This window comes from Sphingomonas sp. CBMAI 2297, from assembly GCF_029870595.1.
Lineage (GTDB): Bacteria > Pseudomonadota > Alphaproteobacteria > Sphingomonadales > Sphingomonadaceae > Sphingomonas.
In genome coordinates this window covers 14,583-30,290 of sequence record NZ_JAPDIR010000005.1, presented here as the reverse complement: position 1 = coordinate 30,290, position 15,708 = coordinate 14,583, and the positions used below count along the sequence as shown (strand labels likewise).

The 15,708-nt window shown below is 68.5% G+C and carries 17 protein-coding genes; 6 read left to right on the top strand and 11 right to left on the bottom strand.

From position 1 onward, the window contains the following. Positions 1–3: 3 nt before the first annotated feature. The 3 genes from OMP43_RS08710 (at position 4) to OMP43_RS08700 (ending at position 2,571) form a co-directional block, all read left to right on the top strand. On the top strand, positions 4–1,020 hold the full coding sequence (locus OMP43_RS08710) for an SMP-30/gluconolactonase/LRE family protein (protein WP_280279328.1): 1,017 nt from the start codon (positions 4–6) through the stop codon (positions 1,018–1,020). Positions 1,021–1,096: 76 nt separating this feature from the next. Continuing rightward, the gene (locus OMP43_RS08705) at positions 1,097–1,840 is read left to right on the top strand and encodes an NUDIX domain-containing protein (RefSeq protein WP_280279581.1); all 744 of its coding nucleotides are present in this window, start codon (positions 1,097–1,099) and stop codon (positions 1,838–1,840) included. Continuing rightward, on the top strand, positions 1,837–2,571 hold the full coding sequence (locus OMP43_RS08700; RefSeq protein ID WP_280279327.1) for an extensin family protein: 735 nt from the start codon (positions 1,837–1,839) through the stop codon (positions 2,569–2,571). Before OMP43_RS08705 ends, OMP43_RS08700 begins: the two co-directional genes overlap by 4 nt. A 120-nt stretch (positions 2,572–2,691) precedes the next feature. On the opposite strand, the gene OMP43_RS08695 is transcribed toward OMP43_RS08700, so the two are convergent. Continuing rightward, complete coding sequence (locus OMP43_RS08695) at positions 2,692–3,243, bottom strand: hypothetical protein (RefSeq protein ID WP_280279326.1); 552 nt, start codon at positions 3,241–3,243, stop codon at positions 2,692–2,694. 476 nt (positions 3,244–3,719) lie between these two features. Between OMP43_RS08695 and OMP43_RS08690 the strand changes: the two genes are divergently transcribed. Further along, entirely contained in the window at positions 3,720–4,232 is a 513-nt protein-coding gene (locus tag OMP43_RS08690) for a CHAP domain-containing protein (RefSeq protein WP_280279580.1), read from the top strand. Between the two features lie 92 nt (positions 4,233–4,324). Here the strand turns inward: OMP43_RS08690 and msrB are convergent, their stop codons facing one another. The 4 genes from msrB to OMP43_RS08670 all read right to left on the bottom strand — a co-directional run bounded on the left by msrB (position 4,325) and on the right by OMP43_RS08670 (position 8,485). Then, positions 4,325–4,810 carry a peptide-methionine (R)-S-oxide reductase MsrB gene (gene msrB, locus OMP43_RS08685; RefSeq protein ID WP_280279325.1) on the bottom strand — a complete coding sequence of 162 codons (486 nt, stop codon included), beginning with the start codon at positions 4,808–4,810 and terminating at the stop codon, positions 4,325–4,327. Positions 4,811–4,889: 79 nt separating this feature from the next. Then, positions 4,890–6,125: a cytochrome P450 gene (locus tag OMP43_RS08680; RefSeq protein WP_280279324.1), complete on the bottom strand. Its 1,236-nt coding sequence runs from the start codon at positions 6,123–6,125 to the stop codon at positions 4,890–4,892. Positions 6,126–6,329: 204 nt separating this feature from the next. Then, positions 6,330–7,562 carry an ABC transporter permease gene (locus OMP43_RS08675; RefSeq protein WP_280279323.1) on the bottom strand — a complete coding sequence of 411 codons (1,233 nt, stop codon included), beginning with the start codon at positions 7,560–7,562 and terminating at the stop codon, positions 6,330–6,332. Then, positions 7,559–8,485: an ATP-binding cassette domain-containing protein gene (locus tag OMP43_RS08670; RefSeq protein WP_280279322.1), complete on the bottom strand. Its 927-nt coding sequence runs from the start codon at positions 8,483–8,485 to the stop codon at positions 7,559–7,561. Before OMP43_RS08670 ends, OMP43_RS08675 begins: the two co-directional genes overlap by 4 nt. A 145-nt stretch (positions 8,486–8,630) precedes the next feature. On the opposite strand from OMP43_RS08670, the gene queG reads away from it, so the two are divergent. Beyond that, positions 8,631–9,680, top strand: a complete 1,050-nt coding sequence (gene queG / locus OMP43_RS08665; RefSeq protein ID WP_280279321.1) for a tRNA epoxyqueuosine(34) reductase QueG — start codon at positions 8,631–8,633, stop codon at positions 9,678–9,680. Here the strand turns inward: queG and OMP43_RS08660 are convergent. Genes OMP43_RS08660 through OMP43_RS08650 form a run of 3 tightly spaced genes read right to left on the bottom strand, consistent with a single transcriptional unit; the run spans position 9,677 to position 11,528 of the window. Continuing rightward, positions 9,677–10,450 (bottom strand): class I SAM-dependent methyltransferase, encoded by a 774-nt coding sequence (locus OMP43_RS08660; RefSeq protein WP_280279320.1) that lies wholly within the window; start codon positions 10,448–10,450, stop codon positions 9,677–9,679. The genes queG and OMP43_RS08660 overlap by 4 nt on opposite strands. After that, positions 10,447–10,839 (bottom strand): hypothetical protein, encoded by a 393-nt coding sequence (locus tag OMP43_RS08655; protein ID WP_280279319.1) that lies wholly within the window; start codon positions 10,837–10,839, stop codon positions 10,447–10,449. Before OMP43_RS08655 ends, OMP43_RS08660 begins: the two co-directional genes overlap by 4 nt. After that, the gene (locus OMP43_RS08650) at positions 10,836–11,528 is read right to left on the bottom strand and encodes an EI24 domain-containing protein (RefSeq protein ID WP_280279318.1); all 693 of its coding nucleotides are present in this window, start codon (positions 11,526–11,528) and stop codon (positions 10,836–10,838) included. The genes OMP43_RS08655 and OMP43_RS08650 overlap by 4 nt, the downstream gene beginning before the upstream one ends. Before the next feature lie 56 nt (positions 11,529–11,584). Here OMP43_RS08650 and OMP43_RS08645 point away from each other — a divergent pair, with 56 nt between their 5' ends. Further along, positions 11,585–12,583, top strand: a complete 999-nt coding sequence (locus OMP43_RS08645; protein WP_280279317.1) for an adenosine kinase — start codon at positions 11,585–11,587, stop codon at positions 12,581–12,583. 102 nt (positions 12,584–12,685) lie between these two features. Here the strand turns inward: OMP43_RS08645 and OMP43_RS08640 are convergent, their stop codons facing one another. From OMP43_RS08640 to OMP43_RS08630, 3 genes are all read right to left on the bottom strand, one after another. Next, entirely contained in the window at positions 12,686–14,227 is a 1,542-nt protein-coding gene (locus tag OMP43_RS08640) for an amino acid permease (RefSeq protein ID WP_280279316.1), read from the bottom strand. Positions 14,228–14,547: 320 nt separating this feature from the next. Then, positions 14,548–14,877, bottom strand: coding sequence for an SMR family transporter (locus tag OMP43_RS08635; protein WP_348538599.1), 330 nt, complete (start codon positions 14,875–14,877; stop codon positions 14,548–14,550). Between the two features lie 58 nt (positions 14,878–14,935). Next, on the bottom strand, positions 14,936–15,652 hold the full coding sequence (locus tag OMP43_RS08630) for an MgtC/SapB family protein (RefSeq protein WP_280279314.1): 717 nt from the start codon (positions 15,650–15,652) through the stop codon (positions 14,936–14,938). Between the last annotated feature and the right edge of the window lie 56 nt (positions 15,653–15,708).

The window sequence follows — 15,708 nt, the reverse complement described above, 5'->3', positions numbered from 1 at the left end:
AAGATGACCGAGACGACGCGTCGCGCGATGCTGGCCGGCCTGGCGGCACTGCCCCTGGCGCCGCGGGTGGCGCTGGGCGAGACCGTGGGAGGCATCACCCGCCTTGATCCGGCGCTCGACGCGCTGATCGATACGGCCAGCCCGATCGAGGTGATCGCCACCGGCTTTCGATGGGCCGAGGGGCCGGCATGGGTGAGGAAGGGCGGTTATCTGCTCTTCTCCGACGTGCCGGCGAACATCGCCTATCGCTGGCGGGCGGGCGAAGGGGCCAGGCCGTTCCTCGATCCCTCGGGCCTGGCCGGGCCGATCCCGGCGGGGGTGCGCGAGGCGGGATCGAACGGGATGGTGATCGATGCCCGTGGCGACTTGCTGATGGCCGATTCGGGCACGCGCGCCATTGCCCGGGTGGACCTGGCGACGCGGCGGAAGACGATCGTCTGCGGTGCATTCGAAGGCAGGAAGTTCAACAGCTGCAACGACCTGGCGATCGGGCGCGGCGGGATCCTCTATTTCACCGATCCGCCCTATGGCCTGGCCGAGGGCGATGCCTCGCCGCTCAAGCAGCTGGCGTTCAACGGCGTCTACAGCGTCCGTCCGGACGGCAGCGGCGTGCGGCTGATCGACAAGAGTCTCGGGCGGCCGAACGGCATCGGCGTCTCGCCGGGGCTCGACCGGCTCTATGTCAGCCAGTCCGATCCCGAGAATGCGAAGATCTTCCGTTGCGAACTGGCGGCGGACGGCTCGGCGAGAGGCGGGCTGGCACCGTTCGTCGACTTCTCGGCGGAAGTGGCGCGCAAGCTGCCGGGGTTGCCCGACGGGATGAAGGTGGCGAAGAGCGGCCATCTGTTCGCCAGCGGCCCGGGCGGGATCCATGTGATCGCGCCGGACGGCAGGAAGCTGGGGCTGATCGCGACCGGCAAGCCCGCCGCCAATTGCTGCTTCGGCGAGGACGGGCGAACGCTGTTCGTCACCTCGTCCGACATGGTGGCGAAGGTGCGGCTGAAGATGACGGGGTGGTAGCGTTACGGCTCCTTCCCCGGCAAGCCGGGGGAGGAATTGGGTGTCCATCCCTGATCGCGCGACCTACATCCGTCCCATGACCGACGAACAGGCGATTCCCGCCGCCACCGTGATCGTGATGCGCGAGACCCCGGACGGGCCGCCCGAGCTGCTGATGGTGGAGCGGGCCCGTGCCATGTCGTTCGCGGGCGGCGCGCTGGTCTTTCCCGGCGGCCGCGTCGATCCGGGCGATTTCGTCCTGGCGGGCCTGCATGCCGGCGATGTCGAGGAGAATGCCGCGCGCATCGCCGCGATCCGCGAGACGCTGGAGGAAGCGGGCGTCGCGATCGGCCTCGATCCGGCCGGGGAGGTGCTCGCGCTGCGCCAGCGCCTCTATGCCGGCGAGCCGATGGGCGAGTTGCTCGGCGAGGCCGGCGCCGCGCTCGCGCTGGACCGGCTGGTGCCCTTTGCCCGCTGGCTGCCCAGGGGCGTGCACCACAAGGTGTTCGACACGCGCTTCTACCTGGCCCGCGCGCCGGAAGGAGCCGAGCCGCAGGTCGACGGCAACGAGAATGTCCGGGTCTTCTGGGCGAGCGCGCGCGCGGTGCTCGACGCCGCCGACCGGGGCGAGGCGCACATCATCTTTCCCACCCGCCGCAATCTCGACCGGCTGGCGCTGTTCGCCAGCTATGACGACGCCGTCGCCGATGCCCGTGCCCATCCGATCCGCACCGTCACGCCCTGGATCGAGGAACGCGACGGCGAGCGCCATCTGTGCATTCCCGACGATCTTGGCTACCCGATCACCACGCAACCCCTTGACCAGGCGATCCGCATGTGAGGCGGGCGCGCCGCGCCGCGACGGCGGCGGTCTCGCTCGCGGCATTGCTCGGCGGATCGCTCCTGGCCTGGGTGGCGCTGCGCGACCGTCCGCAGGACTTGCCCTGGACGCGGCTCGATCTGGACCAGCCGATCGGCATCTTCACCGGCCGCAAGCTCGCCGGGCTGACCGGGGACGCTGCCCGCTGCCGGTCGCTGCTGCGCGCCGCGGGAGTGCGCTATGTGGCGCTGGCCAGCGTCATCGGCGACGCGCCGCAATGCGGCTATGCGGACGGGGTGCGCCTTGTTCCGGGCGGGGCGCGCGGGATCGGCTTCGTGCCGGCCAGCCCCGGCATGTCCTGCCCGGTGGCCGCGGCGCTCTCGCTCTGGGAATGGGAGATCGTCCAGCCGGCCGCGCAGCGGCATTTCGGCGCGGCGGTGGTGCGGATCGAGCATCTCGGCAGCTATGCGTGCCGGCGCATGTACGGCCGCGGCACCGGCGGCTGGAGCGAGCATGCGACTGCCGATGCGATCGACATCGCCGCCTTTCGCCTGGCGGACGGGACGCGGATCGGCGTGGCCGAGGATTGGGAGGAAGGCGGAGCGAAGGCCGCCTTCCTGCGCGAAGTGCGCACCGGGGCCTGCCGGCTGTTCTCGACGGTGCTCTCGCCCGACTATAACGCCGCGCATCGCGATCACCTGCACCTCGACGAGGCGGAGCGCGGGGAATGGGGATGGCGGTCCTGCCGGTAGGCCGGGTCTCGGCGCCACGCCCGTCATCTCCCGCTCCACCGTCATCCCCGCCTGTACGGGGATGACGGGAGGAACAAGACAAAGGGAATCCCTCCCGCAAGCGGGAGGGGAATTGGGAAATCAGTGCGAGAGCGACGCGGTGTCGACCTTCTCCACCCAGGCCGGATAGAAGCTCGGCTGGCGGTTCGACCAGCCCGAGGCAGTGGCGGCGGCTTCGCTGATCGACTGGAGCAGCTTGCGGCGCAGGTCCGGATGGAGATGCGGCAGCGCCGCCGCGGCGCAGAAGGCCGAGGGGAGCCAGGGGCGCACTTCGGCGCCGATCAGCCGCTCGTAGAGGAAGCGGAAGCTCGAGAAGCTGGTCAGGCGGCCCTGGCTCAGGTCGAAGGCGGCGATGGCGACGAGCGGCGACATGAACGGCTCGATGGAATCGAAGTCGCTGTCGTCGGGCATCAGCGCGCGGACTTCGTGGAGGCGCTCATAGACATGCGCCTGGGCGCGGATGCTGGCGGCCTCGACCACGTCGCGCGACCAGCGCGCCATCGCGTCCTCGCGGTCCAGCCCGATATCGAGCGAACGGCGCACATAGCGCTGGGTCGCCGCGCTGAAACCCGCAAATTCCTTCATTTCGGCCAGCGTCATCGCGCCTTCAGCCGGTTTTGCCCGTGCTCCCATAGCTCAATACTCCCACCCCATATCGTGACCCTCCGAGACCGATAGTGCGGCAATATGGTTAACGAGCCGCTGAACCAGTCGTCGTCCCCTGTTCATTATAGGAAACCAACTGATTCCGCGGCGCAACATGCATGCGATGAACCGAAGTCCCGCTTGTGGAAAACTGCGCATAGTGATGGGCTTGCGGGGGGCAGCTGCCCATCCGGGGCGTATCCGGGTCCGGGTTCGCCCGTAGGGCCCGGCGGGTCGCCAGCGCGCGCCGGCGGCCGGTTTCCGGGCTTGGTTCCTCGCGAATCAGGGCGAATCAGCAGGTCATCGGCTCGCCGCAACGGTTCGTCCCATCGACCGGCCGCGGCCCTATACTTCCGTCCTATGATCTGGTCAGTCGCTGTTCATCAGACTGCTTCCTGACCGGGGGGTCCATGAATTTCCGTGTTTTCGCAGCGCGTTTCGCGCTGATGGCTGTTTGCACCCTGATGATGGCCGCCCCCCAGGCGGCTTCGGCCAAGGGCCGTACCTTCTGGCAGTGCGCGCCCTATGCCCGCGAAATCTCCGGCGTGAACATTCACGGCAATGCCTGGACCTGGTGGTCGCAGGCCGCCGGTCGCTATCAGCGCGGCGAGACTCCGAAGGTCGGTTCGGTGATGTCGTTCCAGCGCACGGCCCGCATGCCGCTCGGCCATGTCGCGATGGTAAGCCAGGTCGTCAGCGATCGTGAAGTGCTGCTCACCCATGCCAACTGGTCGCGCGCCGGCGGCATCGAGCGCAACGTCCGCGCCGTCGACGTCTCGCCCGAAGGCGACTGGAGCGAAGTGAAAGTGTGGTTCGCGCCGATGGGCGGCCTCGGCACTTCGGTCTATCCGGTCAACGGCTTCATCTATTCGGGCGGCGCGCCGCACGACATCGACGACGATTTCAAGCCGTCGCTCGACCTCGACCTCAGCGACCTGATGGCGGAAGCGAAGAACGAGACGCCCGACGCGGGCTGATCGCTTCGACAGGCTGAAACGCGAAGGCCCGGCATCGCCCGGGCCTTTTCCTGTTCGCTCCCCTCTCTTCCAGGGAGGGGAATGGAAGGGGGCTATCCTTTCGCCACGAACGCCAGCGCCGCGCCGTTCATGCAATAGCGCTTGCCGGTGGGCGGCGGCCCGTCGTCGAAGACATGGCCGAGATGCCCGCCGCAGCGCCGGCACAGCACCTCGGTGCGGCGCATGCCGAGCGAATTGTCGGCGCGGGTGATCACTGCCCTGGGCAGCGGCTGCCAGAAGCTCGGCCAGCCGGTGCCGCTGTCGAACTTGGTCGAGGAGGCATAGAGCGGCAACGCGCAGCCGGCGCAGGCGAAGGTGCCGGCGCGGTGCTCCTTGTTGAGCGGGCTGGTGAAGGCCCGCTCGGTCGCGCCCTGGCGGAGCACCTGATAGGCTAGCGGGCTCAGCCGCTTCTTCCATTCCGCATCGGTGAGCGTGAATTCGAACTTCTGCGCGGCTTCGGCGGGCGCGCCGCCACCGCACGCGGCGGTGAAGGCGCCGATGCCGGCGACGGCGAGAAAGGCGCGGCGGTCGGTATGCATGGCGAACCTCTCGTTATTGCGACGATATAGGTTCGTATGAGAGCGGGGAAAGGTTGCACCCCTTCCGCAAATCGCGCCCTCAATAGCGCGTCAGCTCTACCGCCATCTTCTTGTAGCCGTGGACGAAGCAGGCGGCGACGCGCTCGGGCTGGCGCAGCACGTTCGCGCGCAGGCGGCGCTTCGCCATCTCCTCCATCAGGATGCCGATCTGCAGCTCGGCCAGCCGCGCGCCCACGCAGCGATGGATGCCGTGGCCGAAGGCGAGGTGGCGCCGGGCATTCTCGCGGTCGACGATGATCCGGTCGGCATCGGGGAAGATGCTCTCGTCGCGATTGGCCGAGAGATACCAGAGGCCGAGCTTGTCGCCCGCGCGGATCTTGTGGCCGTCCAGCTCGGTATCCTGCGTCGCGGTGCGGCGCATGTGCGCGAGCGGCGTCTGCCAGCGGATGATCTCCTGCGTGGCGTTGCCGATCAGGCCCGGATCCGCCTCGAGCTTCGCGCGCGAATCGGGGAATTGCTCGAGCCCCCAGGCATAGGCGCTCATCGAGTTGCGCGTCGTGTCGTTGCCGCCGACGATCAGCAGGATCAGGTTCCCGAGGAACTCCATCTGGTCCATATGGCTCATCGCGTCCGAATGGATCATCATCGAGATCAGGTCGGGCCTCGGCTCCTTGCCCAGCTTGCCCTGCCAGAGATTGCCGAAATAGGCGGCGCATTCGAACAGGATCTGGCGCCGCTCCTCCTTGCGCACGGGATCCTTGGCGATCTCGATATCGCCCGCCCAGTCCGACCAATAGGTGAGCTTGCGCCGCTCTTCCCAGGGAAAGTCGAACAGCAGCGCGAGCATCTGGGTGGTCAGCTCGATCGAGACGCTGTCGACCCAGTCGAATTCCCGGCCGACGGGCAGCGAATCGAGGATCTCGGCAGTGCGCATGCGGATATTGTCGCTCATCCGCACCATCTCGCTCGGCGTGAAGGCGGGGGCGACGGTGCGGCGCTGGTCGGTATGCTTGGGCCGGTCCATCGCGATGAACATCGGCATCTTGATATCGCCTTCCTGTATGTCGGCGATGGTGATGCCGCCGGCCTCGGACGAGAAGATGTCGGGCAGCGATTCGACCTGGACGATCGGCTTGTAGGTGGCGATCGACCAATAGGGGCCGAAGCCGCTATTCTCGCAATGATAGATCCCGCCCCGCGCGCGCAGCTCGCGGAACGGCGCCTGCCACACATCGTCGCGGTAGAGTTCGGGCCGGCTGACGTCGAGCGGATCGACGGCTTCGGGGATTCCGGCTTCGGTCATAAGCGTAGCCATACTGCCTCTCCTGGCGTTTGCCGGAAGGAAACGCCTAATTGACAGAAGTGTCAATAGCGAGAGGCGGCCGGGGCGAGGGCATCGCACAAATACTCGTCGTCCCCGCGCAGGCGGGGATGACGTTGTAAAGGGCTTAGGCGGGGCTGCCATTCAGCGATGCGAGCCGCCGCCTGCATTCCTTCCCCCGTGGAAATATCGGTGCGGCTATGCCACCGCCTCGATCTTCGTCCGGCGCTTGGGGCTGCCCGATTTGAGCACGCCGCGGCGGAACACCCGCGCGCCCACCGTGATGATGATCGCCACCCACAGCGCCTGCCAGGCCAGCGCGAGCAGGTGCGGCCAGATCGCCGGCTGGCTGCCCGCCAGCCCGATCATCGCGAAGGGCGAGCTGAACGGGAAGACCTGCGCCGCCGTCTCGATCCAGCTGCCGGGCCGCGTCGCCGCGCCGAGCGCCAGGCCGAACATCATCATCTGGAAGATGGTGATCGGCAGCGAGAGCATCTGCAGCTCGCGCTGGGTGGAGGTCAGCGCGCCGATGCTGAGGAACATCGCCCCGAGCAGCATGTAGGACATGGTGAAATAGGCGATGAAGAGCAGGGCATAGGTAGGCGCGCCGATCGCTGCGACGAGGCTGGGGAAGTTGCCGGCGATCTCGGGCGGGACCAGCCGCGTCGCGTTGATGATGATCGTCGCCCAGAACAGCACGAACAGCACGGCGGCGCCGAACATGCCGATCAGCTTGCCGAAGAACACGCTCTCCAGCGGCACCGCCGCCGCCAGGATCTCGATCACCTTGTTCGAGCGTTCCTCGGCCATGGTGCCCACGGCCTGGCCCGAGAGGAACAGGGTGAGGAAGAACATCGCGAACACGCCGATCGAGGCGGCCTGGCCGCGTCCGCTGGGCGAGCCCTGGCCGCGCTTCACCACCGTCTGGGTGACGATGCTGGTGGGCGTGGCGCTGCCCAGCTTCTGCGCCCGCAGGCTCTGCTCGGCGAGCTGCGCGAGGAACTGCGCCTCGGTCGCGCCGCGGCTGGCATAGAGCACGTCCGGCCTGTCGAGCGGGCCATAGAGCACCGCGGCGGTATCGACCTTGTCGCTGTCGAAATAGGCGCGCGCCTGGGCGGCGGGATCGCCGGTCGGCGCCTCGATGGTGAGCGGCGGCGGCATCAGCTCGCTCTTCCTGGGGAAGAGGGTGCGCAGCTGCTTGTCGGTCTCGAGCAGCACCGGCGCCTGGGCGGGCGGCGCGATCACCACCATCCGCATCTGCGAATCGTCGCCGACGATCGACTGGGCACCGATCCCGCCGACCGTGCCGAAGCCGATCATCAGCACCGGCGCGAGCAGGAAAAGCAGGAAAGTGGGCGTGAACACCGTGGCGGTGAAGTCGCGGCGGGCGACCGTCAGCGCCTGGCGCAGCATGCGCGAAAACTTGCTCACGCCGCTTCCTCCTGGTCCCTGAGGGCATCCGCGCCGACGATCCGGACAAAGGCGTCGTGCAGTCCCGGCCGCTCGATCGACAGGCCCGAGACGCCATAGCCGCCGTCGATCAGCTTCACGAGCAGCGATTCGACGCCGCCGGCGGGCAGGGTGAAGCGCCAGCCATCGCCTTCGCGCTCGGCATCGGCGGGAAGCAGGGCGCGCGCGCCCTCGACATTATGGTGCGGCGTGTAGTGCGCCTTCATCGGCAGCGTCGCGCGGGCATCGTTCACCGTGCCTTCGAAGCGCACCTTGCCGCCGGCGATGATCGACAGCCGGTCGCACAGGCGCTCGGCATGGGCCATGACATGGGTGGAGAACAGGATGGTCGCGCCGCGATCGCGCTCGGCCCGGATCAGCCTCTCGAGCTTTTCCTGGTTGACCGGGTCGAGGCCGGAGAAAGGCTCGTCGAGGACGAGCAGCTCGGGCTCGTGCACCACCGAGCCGAGCAGCTGGACCAGCTGGGCCATGCCCTTGGAGAGCTTGCGGATCTTCTCGTCCTTGGCATGGCCGAGGCCGGCATTGTCGAGCAGCGTGTCGGCGCGCTTGCGCCCCGTCGCCCAGGGCAGGCCGCGCAGCGCGCCCATGAAGGCGATCGCCTCGCGGCACTTCATGTTGGGATAGAGGCCGCGCTCCTCGGGCAGATAGCCGACCAGGTCGCTGGCGTCGCGCGGATGGGTGCGGCCGAGCATGGTGCGGGCGCCCTCGTCCGGCTCGATGATGCCGAGCAGCATGCGCAGAGTCGTGGTCTTGCCGGCGCCGTTCGGGCCGAGCACGCCATAGACGAGGCCCTTGGGCACCGCGATGTCGACGCCGTCGACGACGCGCCGATCCCCGAAATATTTGACGAGCCCCCGGGCGCTTACGGCCAATTCGCCAGACAAAAGAGTGTCTCCATCAGTGTCTCGGCCAAGCCGAGGACGGCACCAGCCCGCTCCCCACTCGGCCACCCGACGGCAATATTCCATGGGTGGCCGGGTGGGGAGCGGGCTGGTGCCGCAAACCACGAAAACGTGGTAGCGGGTCCGCGTGGAACAGCACAAGCCACTGGAAGCGCGAATAAAGGCCAAAGCGGCGGAAATCGGGTTCGCCGATTGCGGGATCGCGCGCGCCGACGCCGCGCCCAAGACCGTCGAGCGGCTGCGCCAATGGCTGGAGGAGGGGCGCCACGGCTCGATGCTCTGGATGGAGGAGCGCGCGCATCACCGCGAGCGGCCGGCGGGGCTGTGGCCCGAAGTGAAGTCGGTGATCTCGCTTGGCATGAGCTATGCGCCGCGCACCGATCCGCTCGCCCTGGCGGGGGAAGGCGGGATCGGCCGCATCTCCACCTATGCCCAGGGCGCCGATTATCACGACGTGATGAAGCGGCGGCTGAAGGAGCTGGGGCGCTGGCTGGTCGGCGCCGCGCCTGGCGCGGAGCTCAAGGTGTTCGTCGATACCGCGCCGGTCATGGAGAAGCCGCTGGCCGAGGCGGCGGGGCTGGGCTGGCAGGGCAAGCATACCAATCTGGTGAGCCGCAGCCATGGCAGCTGGCTGTTCCTGGGCGCGATCTACACCACGCTGGAACTGGCGCCCGACGCGCCGGTGCGCACCACTTGCGGCAGCTGCGACGCCTGCCAGACGGCCTGCCCGACCGATGCGTTCCCGGCGCCCTATCGGCTCGATGCGCGGCGCTGCATCTCGTACCTGACGATCGAGCACAAGGGGCCGATCCCGGAGGAATTCCGCGCGGGGATCGGCAACCGCATCTATGGCTGCGACGATTGCCTGGCGGTGTGCCCCTGGAACAAGTTCGCCCATGCCGCCCAGGCGAACCTGGCCTTCGCGCCGCGCGCGGAGCTGACCGTGCCGGCGCTGGCGGATCTGCTCGCGCTCGACGATGCCGGGTTTCGCGAAGTGTTCTCGGGCTCGCCGATCAAGCGGATCGGACGGGACCGGATGATGCGCAACTGCTTGATCGCGGCGGGCAATAGCGGCAGTGCTGCGTTGATCGGGCCGGTGCGGGCGCTGCTCGACGATCCCGACGAGACGGTGCGCGAGGCGGCGGGCTGGGCGCTGGCGCGGCTGGCCATCGGCTAGCCCGTGCGGCGCCAGGCGAACATCCGCGTCTCATAGGGGAAGGATATGGCATCGCGGCCGGCGAGCTCGGGCGTGGCGGCGATCAGCGCGCGGACCTTGGCCGCGATCTTCGCCCGCTCGGCCGGCGGCAGCGCCGCGACGAAGCTCACCGAGAGCGTGCGGTCGACGATCACTCGCTCGGGATCGCCGACATGGGCATGGGGCACGCGCCGCTCGGGCAGCGCCGCGAAGCCGTCCGCCGGGAACAGCTTGCGCCAGGCGCGGCTGCGATAGCGCGGCGCGTCGCCGGCATAGGGCTCGACCAGCGTCTCCAGCGCGGCCATCCAGGGCACGCGCTCGTCGCGGACGTTCCAGATCAGGCCGAGGGTGCCGCCGGGGCGCAGCACCCGGCGCATTTCGTCGAGCGCGGCCCGGTCGGCGAACCAATGGAAGGACTGGGCGCAGACCAGAGCGTCGACGCTGGCGTCGTCGAGCGGAATCGCCTGGGCGGTGCCGGTGATCGCGACCACCTGCGGATAGCGTGCGGCGAGGAGGTCGCGCATCGCGTCCACCGGCTCCAGCGCCATCACTCGCGCCCCGGTCTCGATCAGGCGCGGCAGGAACTTGCCGGTGCCCGCGCCGACCTCGAGCGCCGTGCGCCCGGGCCCCAGGCCCAGCGTGTCGTGCAGCCAGGGGCCGACTTCGGCCGGATAGTCCGGCCGGCCCGCGGCATAGGTGTCGGCCGAGGTCGCATAGCCCGCCGCGGCGGCGCGATGCACCGTGTCGCTCACCGTCCGCCGGAGCGCCCGCCGCTGAGCGCGGCGACGCAGCTCGCTTCGTCGATCGGGCGGCCGTCGCGCTGGCGGGCGTCGACATGGGTGACCACCGGCTCGCCGCGGCCCTGGGGATAGAGATAGGTGTCGAGCACGCAGATCGGGCCCGCGAACTGGAGCTTGCGCGCCGTGCCTTCGCTCATGTCGAGCTGGGGCTTGCCGAAGCGGGCGATCAGGCGCGGGGCGGTGGCGCCATGGATCGCGGTGAGGTTGGCGGGCATCGGCGCGCCGCCCGGCGCGGGCCGCGCGCTCGGCACCGGGACATAGCCGGCGCGCGGCGGCGGAATCACGCCGCCTCCGCCACAGGCGCCGAGCGCCAGCGTTCCGATCAGGATGAGTTTCTTCATGCCCGCCTCCCGCGGTGAAATGCATGGGTGGCCATCGCGGCTCCGAGCACCGGGGCGACCAGGTTCAAAATCGGGACGAGGAACAGCCCGGTGCCCGCGGCGCCCAGCGCGAAGCGGCTGATGCCGGTGCGCCGCCGCCAGCCGCGCAATTCGTCGCGCCGCATGTGCCGGGCCGCGACCATGTCGCCCAGGTCGCGGCCGAGCAGCCAGCTGTTGACCAGGAAAAAGGCCAGCGCCGTGCCGACGCCGGTGACGAGCAGGATCAGATATAGCGGCGAGAGCAGCAGGTTCACGCCGATCAGCCGCAGCGCCGAGCCCAGGCCCATCGCCAGCGCGCGGCCAAAGGGCAGGTCGTGCGCCTGGGCATGGGCGCCGGGATAGTGTTTCCGCTCCACCGCGGCGACCACTTCGTCGGCGAAGATGCCGATCACCGCCACCGCGATGGCGCGGAACATCAGCCAATGGGCGACGAGCACGATCAGGATGGTGGCGATGTCGGCAAAGGCGTCCGAGCCGCTCCAGCCCCCCAGCCAGGCCGCGATCCGGTCGGCGAGCGCATGCATGCCGAACCACAGGCCGACGCTCGTCCCGGCGAACAGCACCAATGTCAGGATCACCGACTTGACGAAGACCGCCAGGATCGGCCGGTCGAAGAGCTGGCCCAGCGACAGGAAGAAGGCGTGAATCATTGCATCCTCTATTGCCCGCCACTACGGCGGCGGCGCAATCTTTTTGGAGCAACAGTTTGACCAGCCCGACTTATGACGTCGTCGCCATCGGCAACGCGATCGTCGACATCCTCGCCCAGGCCGAGGACAGCTTCATCGAGGAGATCGGCGTCGCCAAGGGCTCGATGCAGCTCATCTTCTCGCCCGAGGACGCCGACGCGCTCTATGCCAAGATGGGCCCGGGCCGCGAGATCTCGGGCGGTTCGGCGGCGAACACCGTGGCGGGCATCGCCGCGCTGGGCGGCCGGACCGCGTTCATCGGCCAGGTGGCGGACGACCAGCTGGGCCAGGTCTTCGCGCACGACATCCGCGCCGCCGGCGTCGACTTCGATACTGCCGTGCGCCCCGGCCAGCCCGCCACCGCGCGTTGCCTGATCTTCGTCACGCCCGACGGGCAGCGCACGATGAACACGTTCCTCGGCGCCTCGCAGTTCCTGCCGGCCTCGGCGCTCGACGAGCAGCTGATCGCCAATGGCGCGATCCTGTATCTCGAGGGCTATCTGTGGGATCCCGAGGAGCCGCGCGCCGCGATGCGCAAGGCGATCGAGATCGCCCGCGCCGCCGGCCGCAAGGTGGCCTTCACTCTGTCCGACGTGTTCTGCATCTCGCGCCATGGCGACGATTTCCGCAAGCTGATCGAGGACGGGATGATCGATATCCTGTTCGCCAACGAGAACGAGCTGCTGGCGCTGTGCGAGCGCGAGGCGTTCGAGGCGGCGGTGCAGCACCTGCACGGCAAGGTGCCGGTGCTGGTCGTCACTCGCAGCGAGAAGGGCGCGATCGCGCTGGTCGGCGGCGAGCGCGTCGAGGTTCCGGCCGAGCCGATCGCCCGGCTGGTCGACACCACCGGCGCGGGCGACATGTTCGCGGCGGGCTTCCTCCACGGCCAGGCCCAGGGCCGCTCGGTGCGGGACTCGCTGCGCCTGGGCGCGCTCTGCGCCGCCGAGATCATCCAGCATTACGGCGCCCGCGCCGAGGTGGACCTGAAGGAACTGGCCGCCGAGAAGCTGGGCTGAGCTACTAGTTCCTCCCCGAGGCAAGCTCGGGGAGGAACTTGAAGAGAAAAGGGCCGGAGGATCGCTCCTCCGGCCCTTTTTCCTTGCCTGGAAACGGCGCCCTCAATGGGTGCCCGGTACCTCGGGCTTGATCTCCGAATAGGCCTCGTGCTCGGGCACGTCGACGATGCCGCGGCCGACATGGCTGCGCGAGCGGCTATAGCCGAAATAGACCAGCAGGCCGACCACCGCCCAGGAGGCGAAGAGGATGATGCTCTTATGGTCGAGCATCACGAACAGATAGACGCAGCCCAGGATCGAGAACGGCGCCGTCACCCATACGAACGGCGTCTTGAACGGACGCTTGCGGTTCGGCTCGGTCTTGCGGATCACCAACACCGCGATCGACACCGCGGCGAACGCGAACAGCGTGCCGGAGTTGGAGATGTTGGCGAGCTGGCCGACCGGGAAGAACGCCGCGAACAGCGACACCGCGATGCCCGTGATGATCGTGATCACGTGCGGGGTGTTGAAGGTCGGGTGGATCTTCGAGAAGGCGGCGGGGAGCAGGCCGTCGCGGCTCATCACGAAGAAGATGCGGGTCTGGCCGAACATCATCATCAGGATGACCGAGGGCAGCGCCAGGCCGGCGGCGAGGCCGAGCAGGTTGCCGATCTGCGGCCAGCCGATCTCGCGCAGGGTGAACGCCAGCGCTTCCTTCGAGCAGACCACGTCCTTGAAGCCTTCGGCCGCGCGGGCGGCGCACTGGGCGGCCAGCTCGCGGCTGCCCGGCTCGAGCGCATGGCCCATCGCGTCGGTCACCGGCTGGGTGCTGAGGCCCGGCGCGCCGATCACGCCGGCGGCGACGAGCAGGTAGAAGATGGTGCAGATGGCGAGGCTGCCGATCAGGCCGATCGGCATGTTGCGCTGCGGGTTCTTGGTTTCCTCGGCCGCGGTGGAGACCGCGTCGAAGCCGACATAGGCGAAGAAGATCGACGCCGCCGCCATGCCGACGCCGATAAAGCCGGTCGGCGCGAAGGGCGAGAATTGCGCGCTGTTCATCACCGGCACCGCCAGCACGATGAACACGGTGAGCGCGGAGATCTTGATCGCGACCAGGATGGCGTTGACCGTGGCGCTCTCCTTGGTGCCGATGACGAGCAGCCAGGTGACCAGGCCCGCGATCAGCATCGCCGGCAGGTTGATCATGCCGCCGTCAAAGGGGCCCGAGACCAGCGTGTTGGGTATGTTTATGTGGAAGCTGTGCTCGATCAGGCCGACGACATAGCCCGACCAGCCGACCGAGACCGCCCCCGCGGCCACGGCATATTCGAGGATCAGGGCCCAGCCGACCATCCAGGCGATCAGCTCGCCCATCACGGCATAGCTATAGGTATAGGCCGAGCCCGAGACCGGGACCATGGCGGCCATCTCGGCATAGCAGAGCGCGGCGAAGGCGCAGACCACGCCGGCGATGATGAACGAGATCATCATGCCCGGGCCGGCCTTTTGCGCGGCTTCGGCGGTGAGAACGAAAATGCCGGTGCCGATCACCGCGCCGATGCCGAGCATGGTGAGCTGGAAAGCCCCCAGCGAACGGTGGAGCGATTTTTTCTCGGCAGTGGCGAGGATGGCATCGAGTGGCTTTACGCGCCCGAAGATCATTGGATGGTCCCCTCAACGGCGGTTTGTCCCGCCGCCCCTTTTGGATGAAAGCGCGGAGCCTAGCCGCAAAACCGGGGGAGGCAATCCTTTAGTGCCGCAAAGCGCCGAGTCGTGCGGCCGGGGTGCGCGGAAGTTTACGAAGTTGATGCCACGGGGCCTTGTTTTCCGGGTGCCGGACGGCCCGGCACGGCGAGTGAGGGCGAGCAGCACGCATCCGGCCCGGGCCATCCTGGACCCGCGCCGGGCGCGGATGACGGGGGCGATCGGGTGGCGATTCCAGCGGAGCAGGCGAAATTCTCTATTGCAAGCGCGGGTGCCGCTCAGTGCGGCGCCGCCCTGGAGAACAGGTTCATCACCAGCACGCCGGCGATGATCAGCGCCATGCCGAGGATCGCCGGCAGGTCGAGCTTCTGGCCCTGGAATGCCCAGGCGATCGCCGCGATCAGCACGATGCCGACGCCGGACCAGATCGCATAGGCGATGCCGGTGGGAATCTCGCGCAGGGTGAGCGAGAGGAAATAGAAGGCGATCGCATAGCCGAGGATCGTGATCGCCGAGGGGAGGAGCCGGGTGAACCCCTCGGACTGTTTCATGAACGACGTGGCGGTGACTTCGGCGACGATCGCGACGGCGAGGTTGAGATAGCGCATGGCGGCGAGGCAAGCAGGCGGCGGCGCGCTTGGCAAGCGCCCCGGCCCGCCGCCGCGCTCAGTCGTGGGTCTGCACTTCCCAGGTGGCGTGCTGCACGGCATGCGTCCTGGCCAGATGCGCGACGATCGCATCCAGATCGGCATCGACCGCCCCGGTGCTGACCAGCGTCGCCCGGATCTCGACCAGGTCCTCCGATCGCTCGGAGATCTCGGTATCGGCCACGGGGTAGCGCATCAGCTCCAGGTGATCGACGAGAAGATCGCGCAGCGCCGGCGCGTCGGCCGGATCGGCGGTGAGGATGACCGAATAGGTCGCCTCCAGCGTGCCGCCGGCCAGCGGGATGCGGTTGATCGCGTTGACGACGGGCCGCAGCAAGGTGTTGCCGGCCACCACGAAGACGGTGAGCGTCGCTGCCTCCGCCGCCATGTCGGTGCCGGCACAGGCGCCCACCGCCGCGGAGCACCAGAGCGTGGCGGCGGTATTCAGGCCGCGGACGTTCATGCCCTCCTTCATGATCACGCCCGCGCCGAGAAAGCCGATCCCGGAGACGATATAGGCGATCACCCGCACCGCCTCGACATCGCCGGCGAGCTTCTGGGCGAGGTCCACGAACGCCGCCGCGCCGAGCGCGACCAGCGCGTTGGTGCGCAGCCCGGCGGTGCGCTGGCGATACTGGCGCTCGGCGCCGATCAGCGCACCCAGCACCAGGGCGAGCCCATAGCTGATCAGCGTGTCGAGATAGGAAGCGAGGTGGAAAGTGTGCTGGAAATGCATGACGCCCCCGGATCAGGCGGTTTCGGCTGGCTCGAGAGCCCGGACAGATAGCGCAT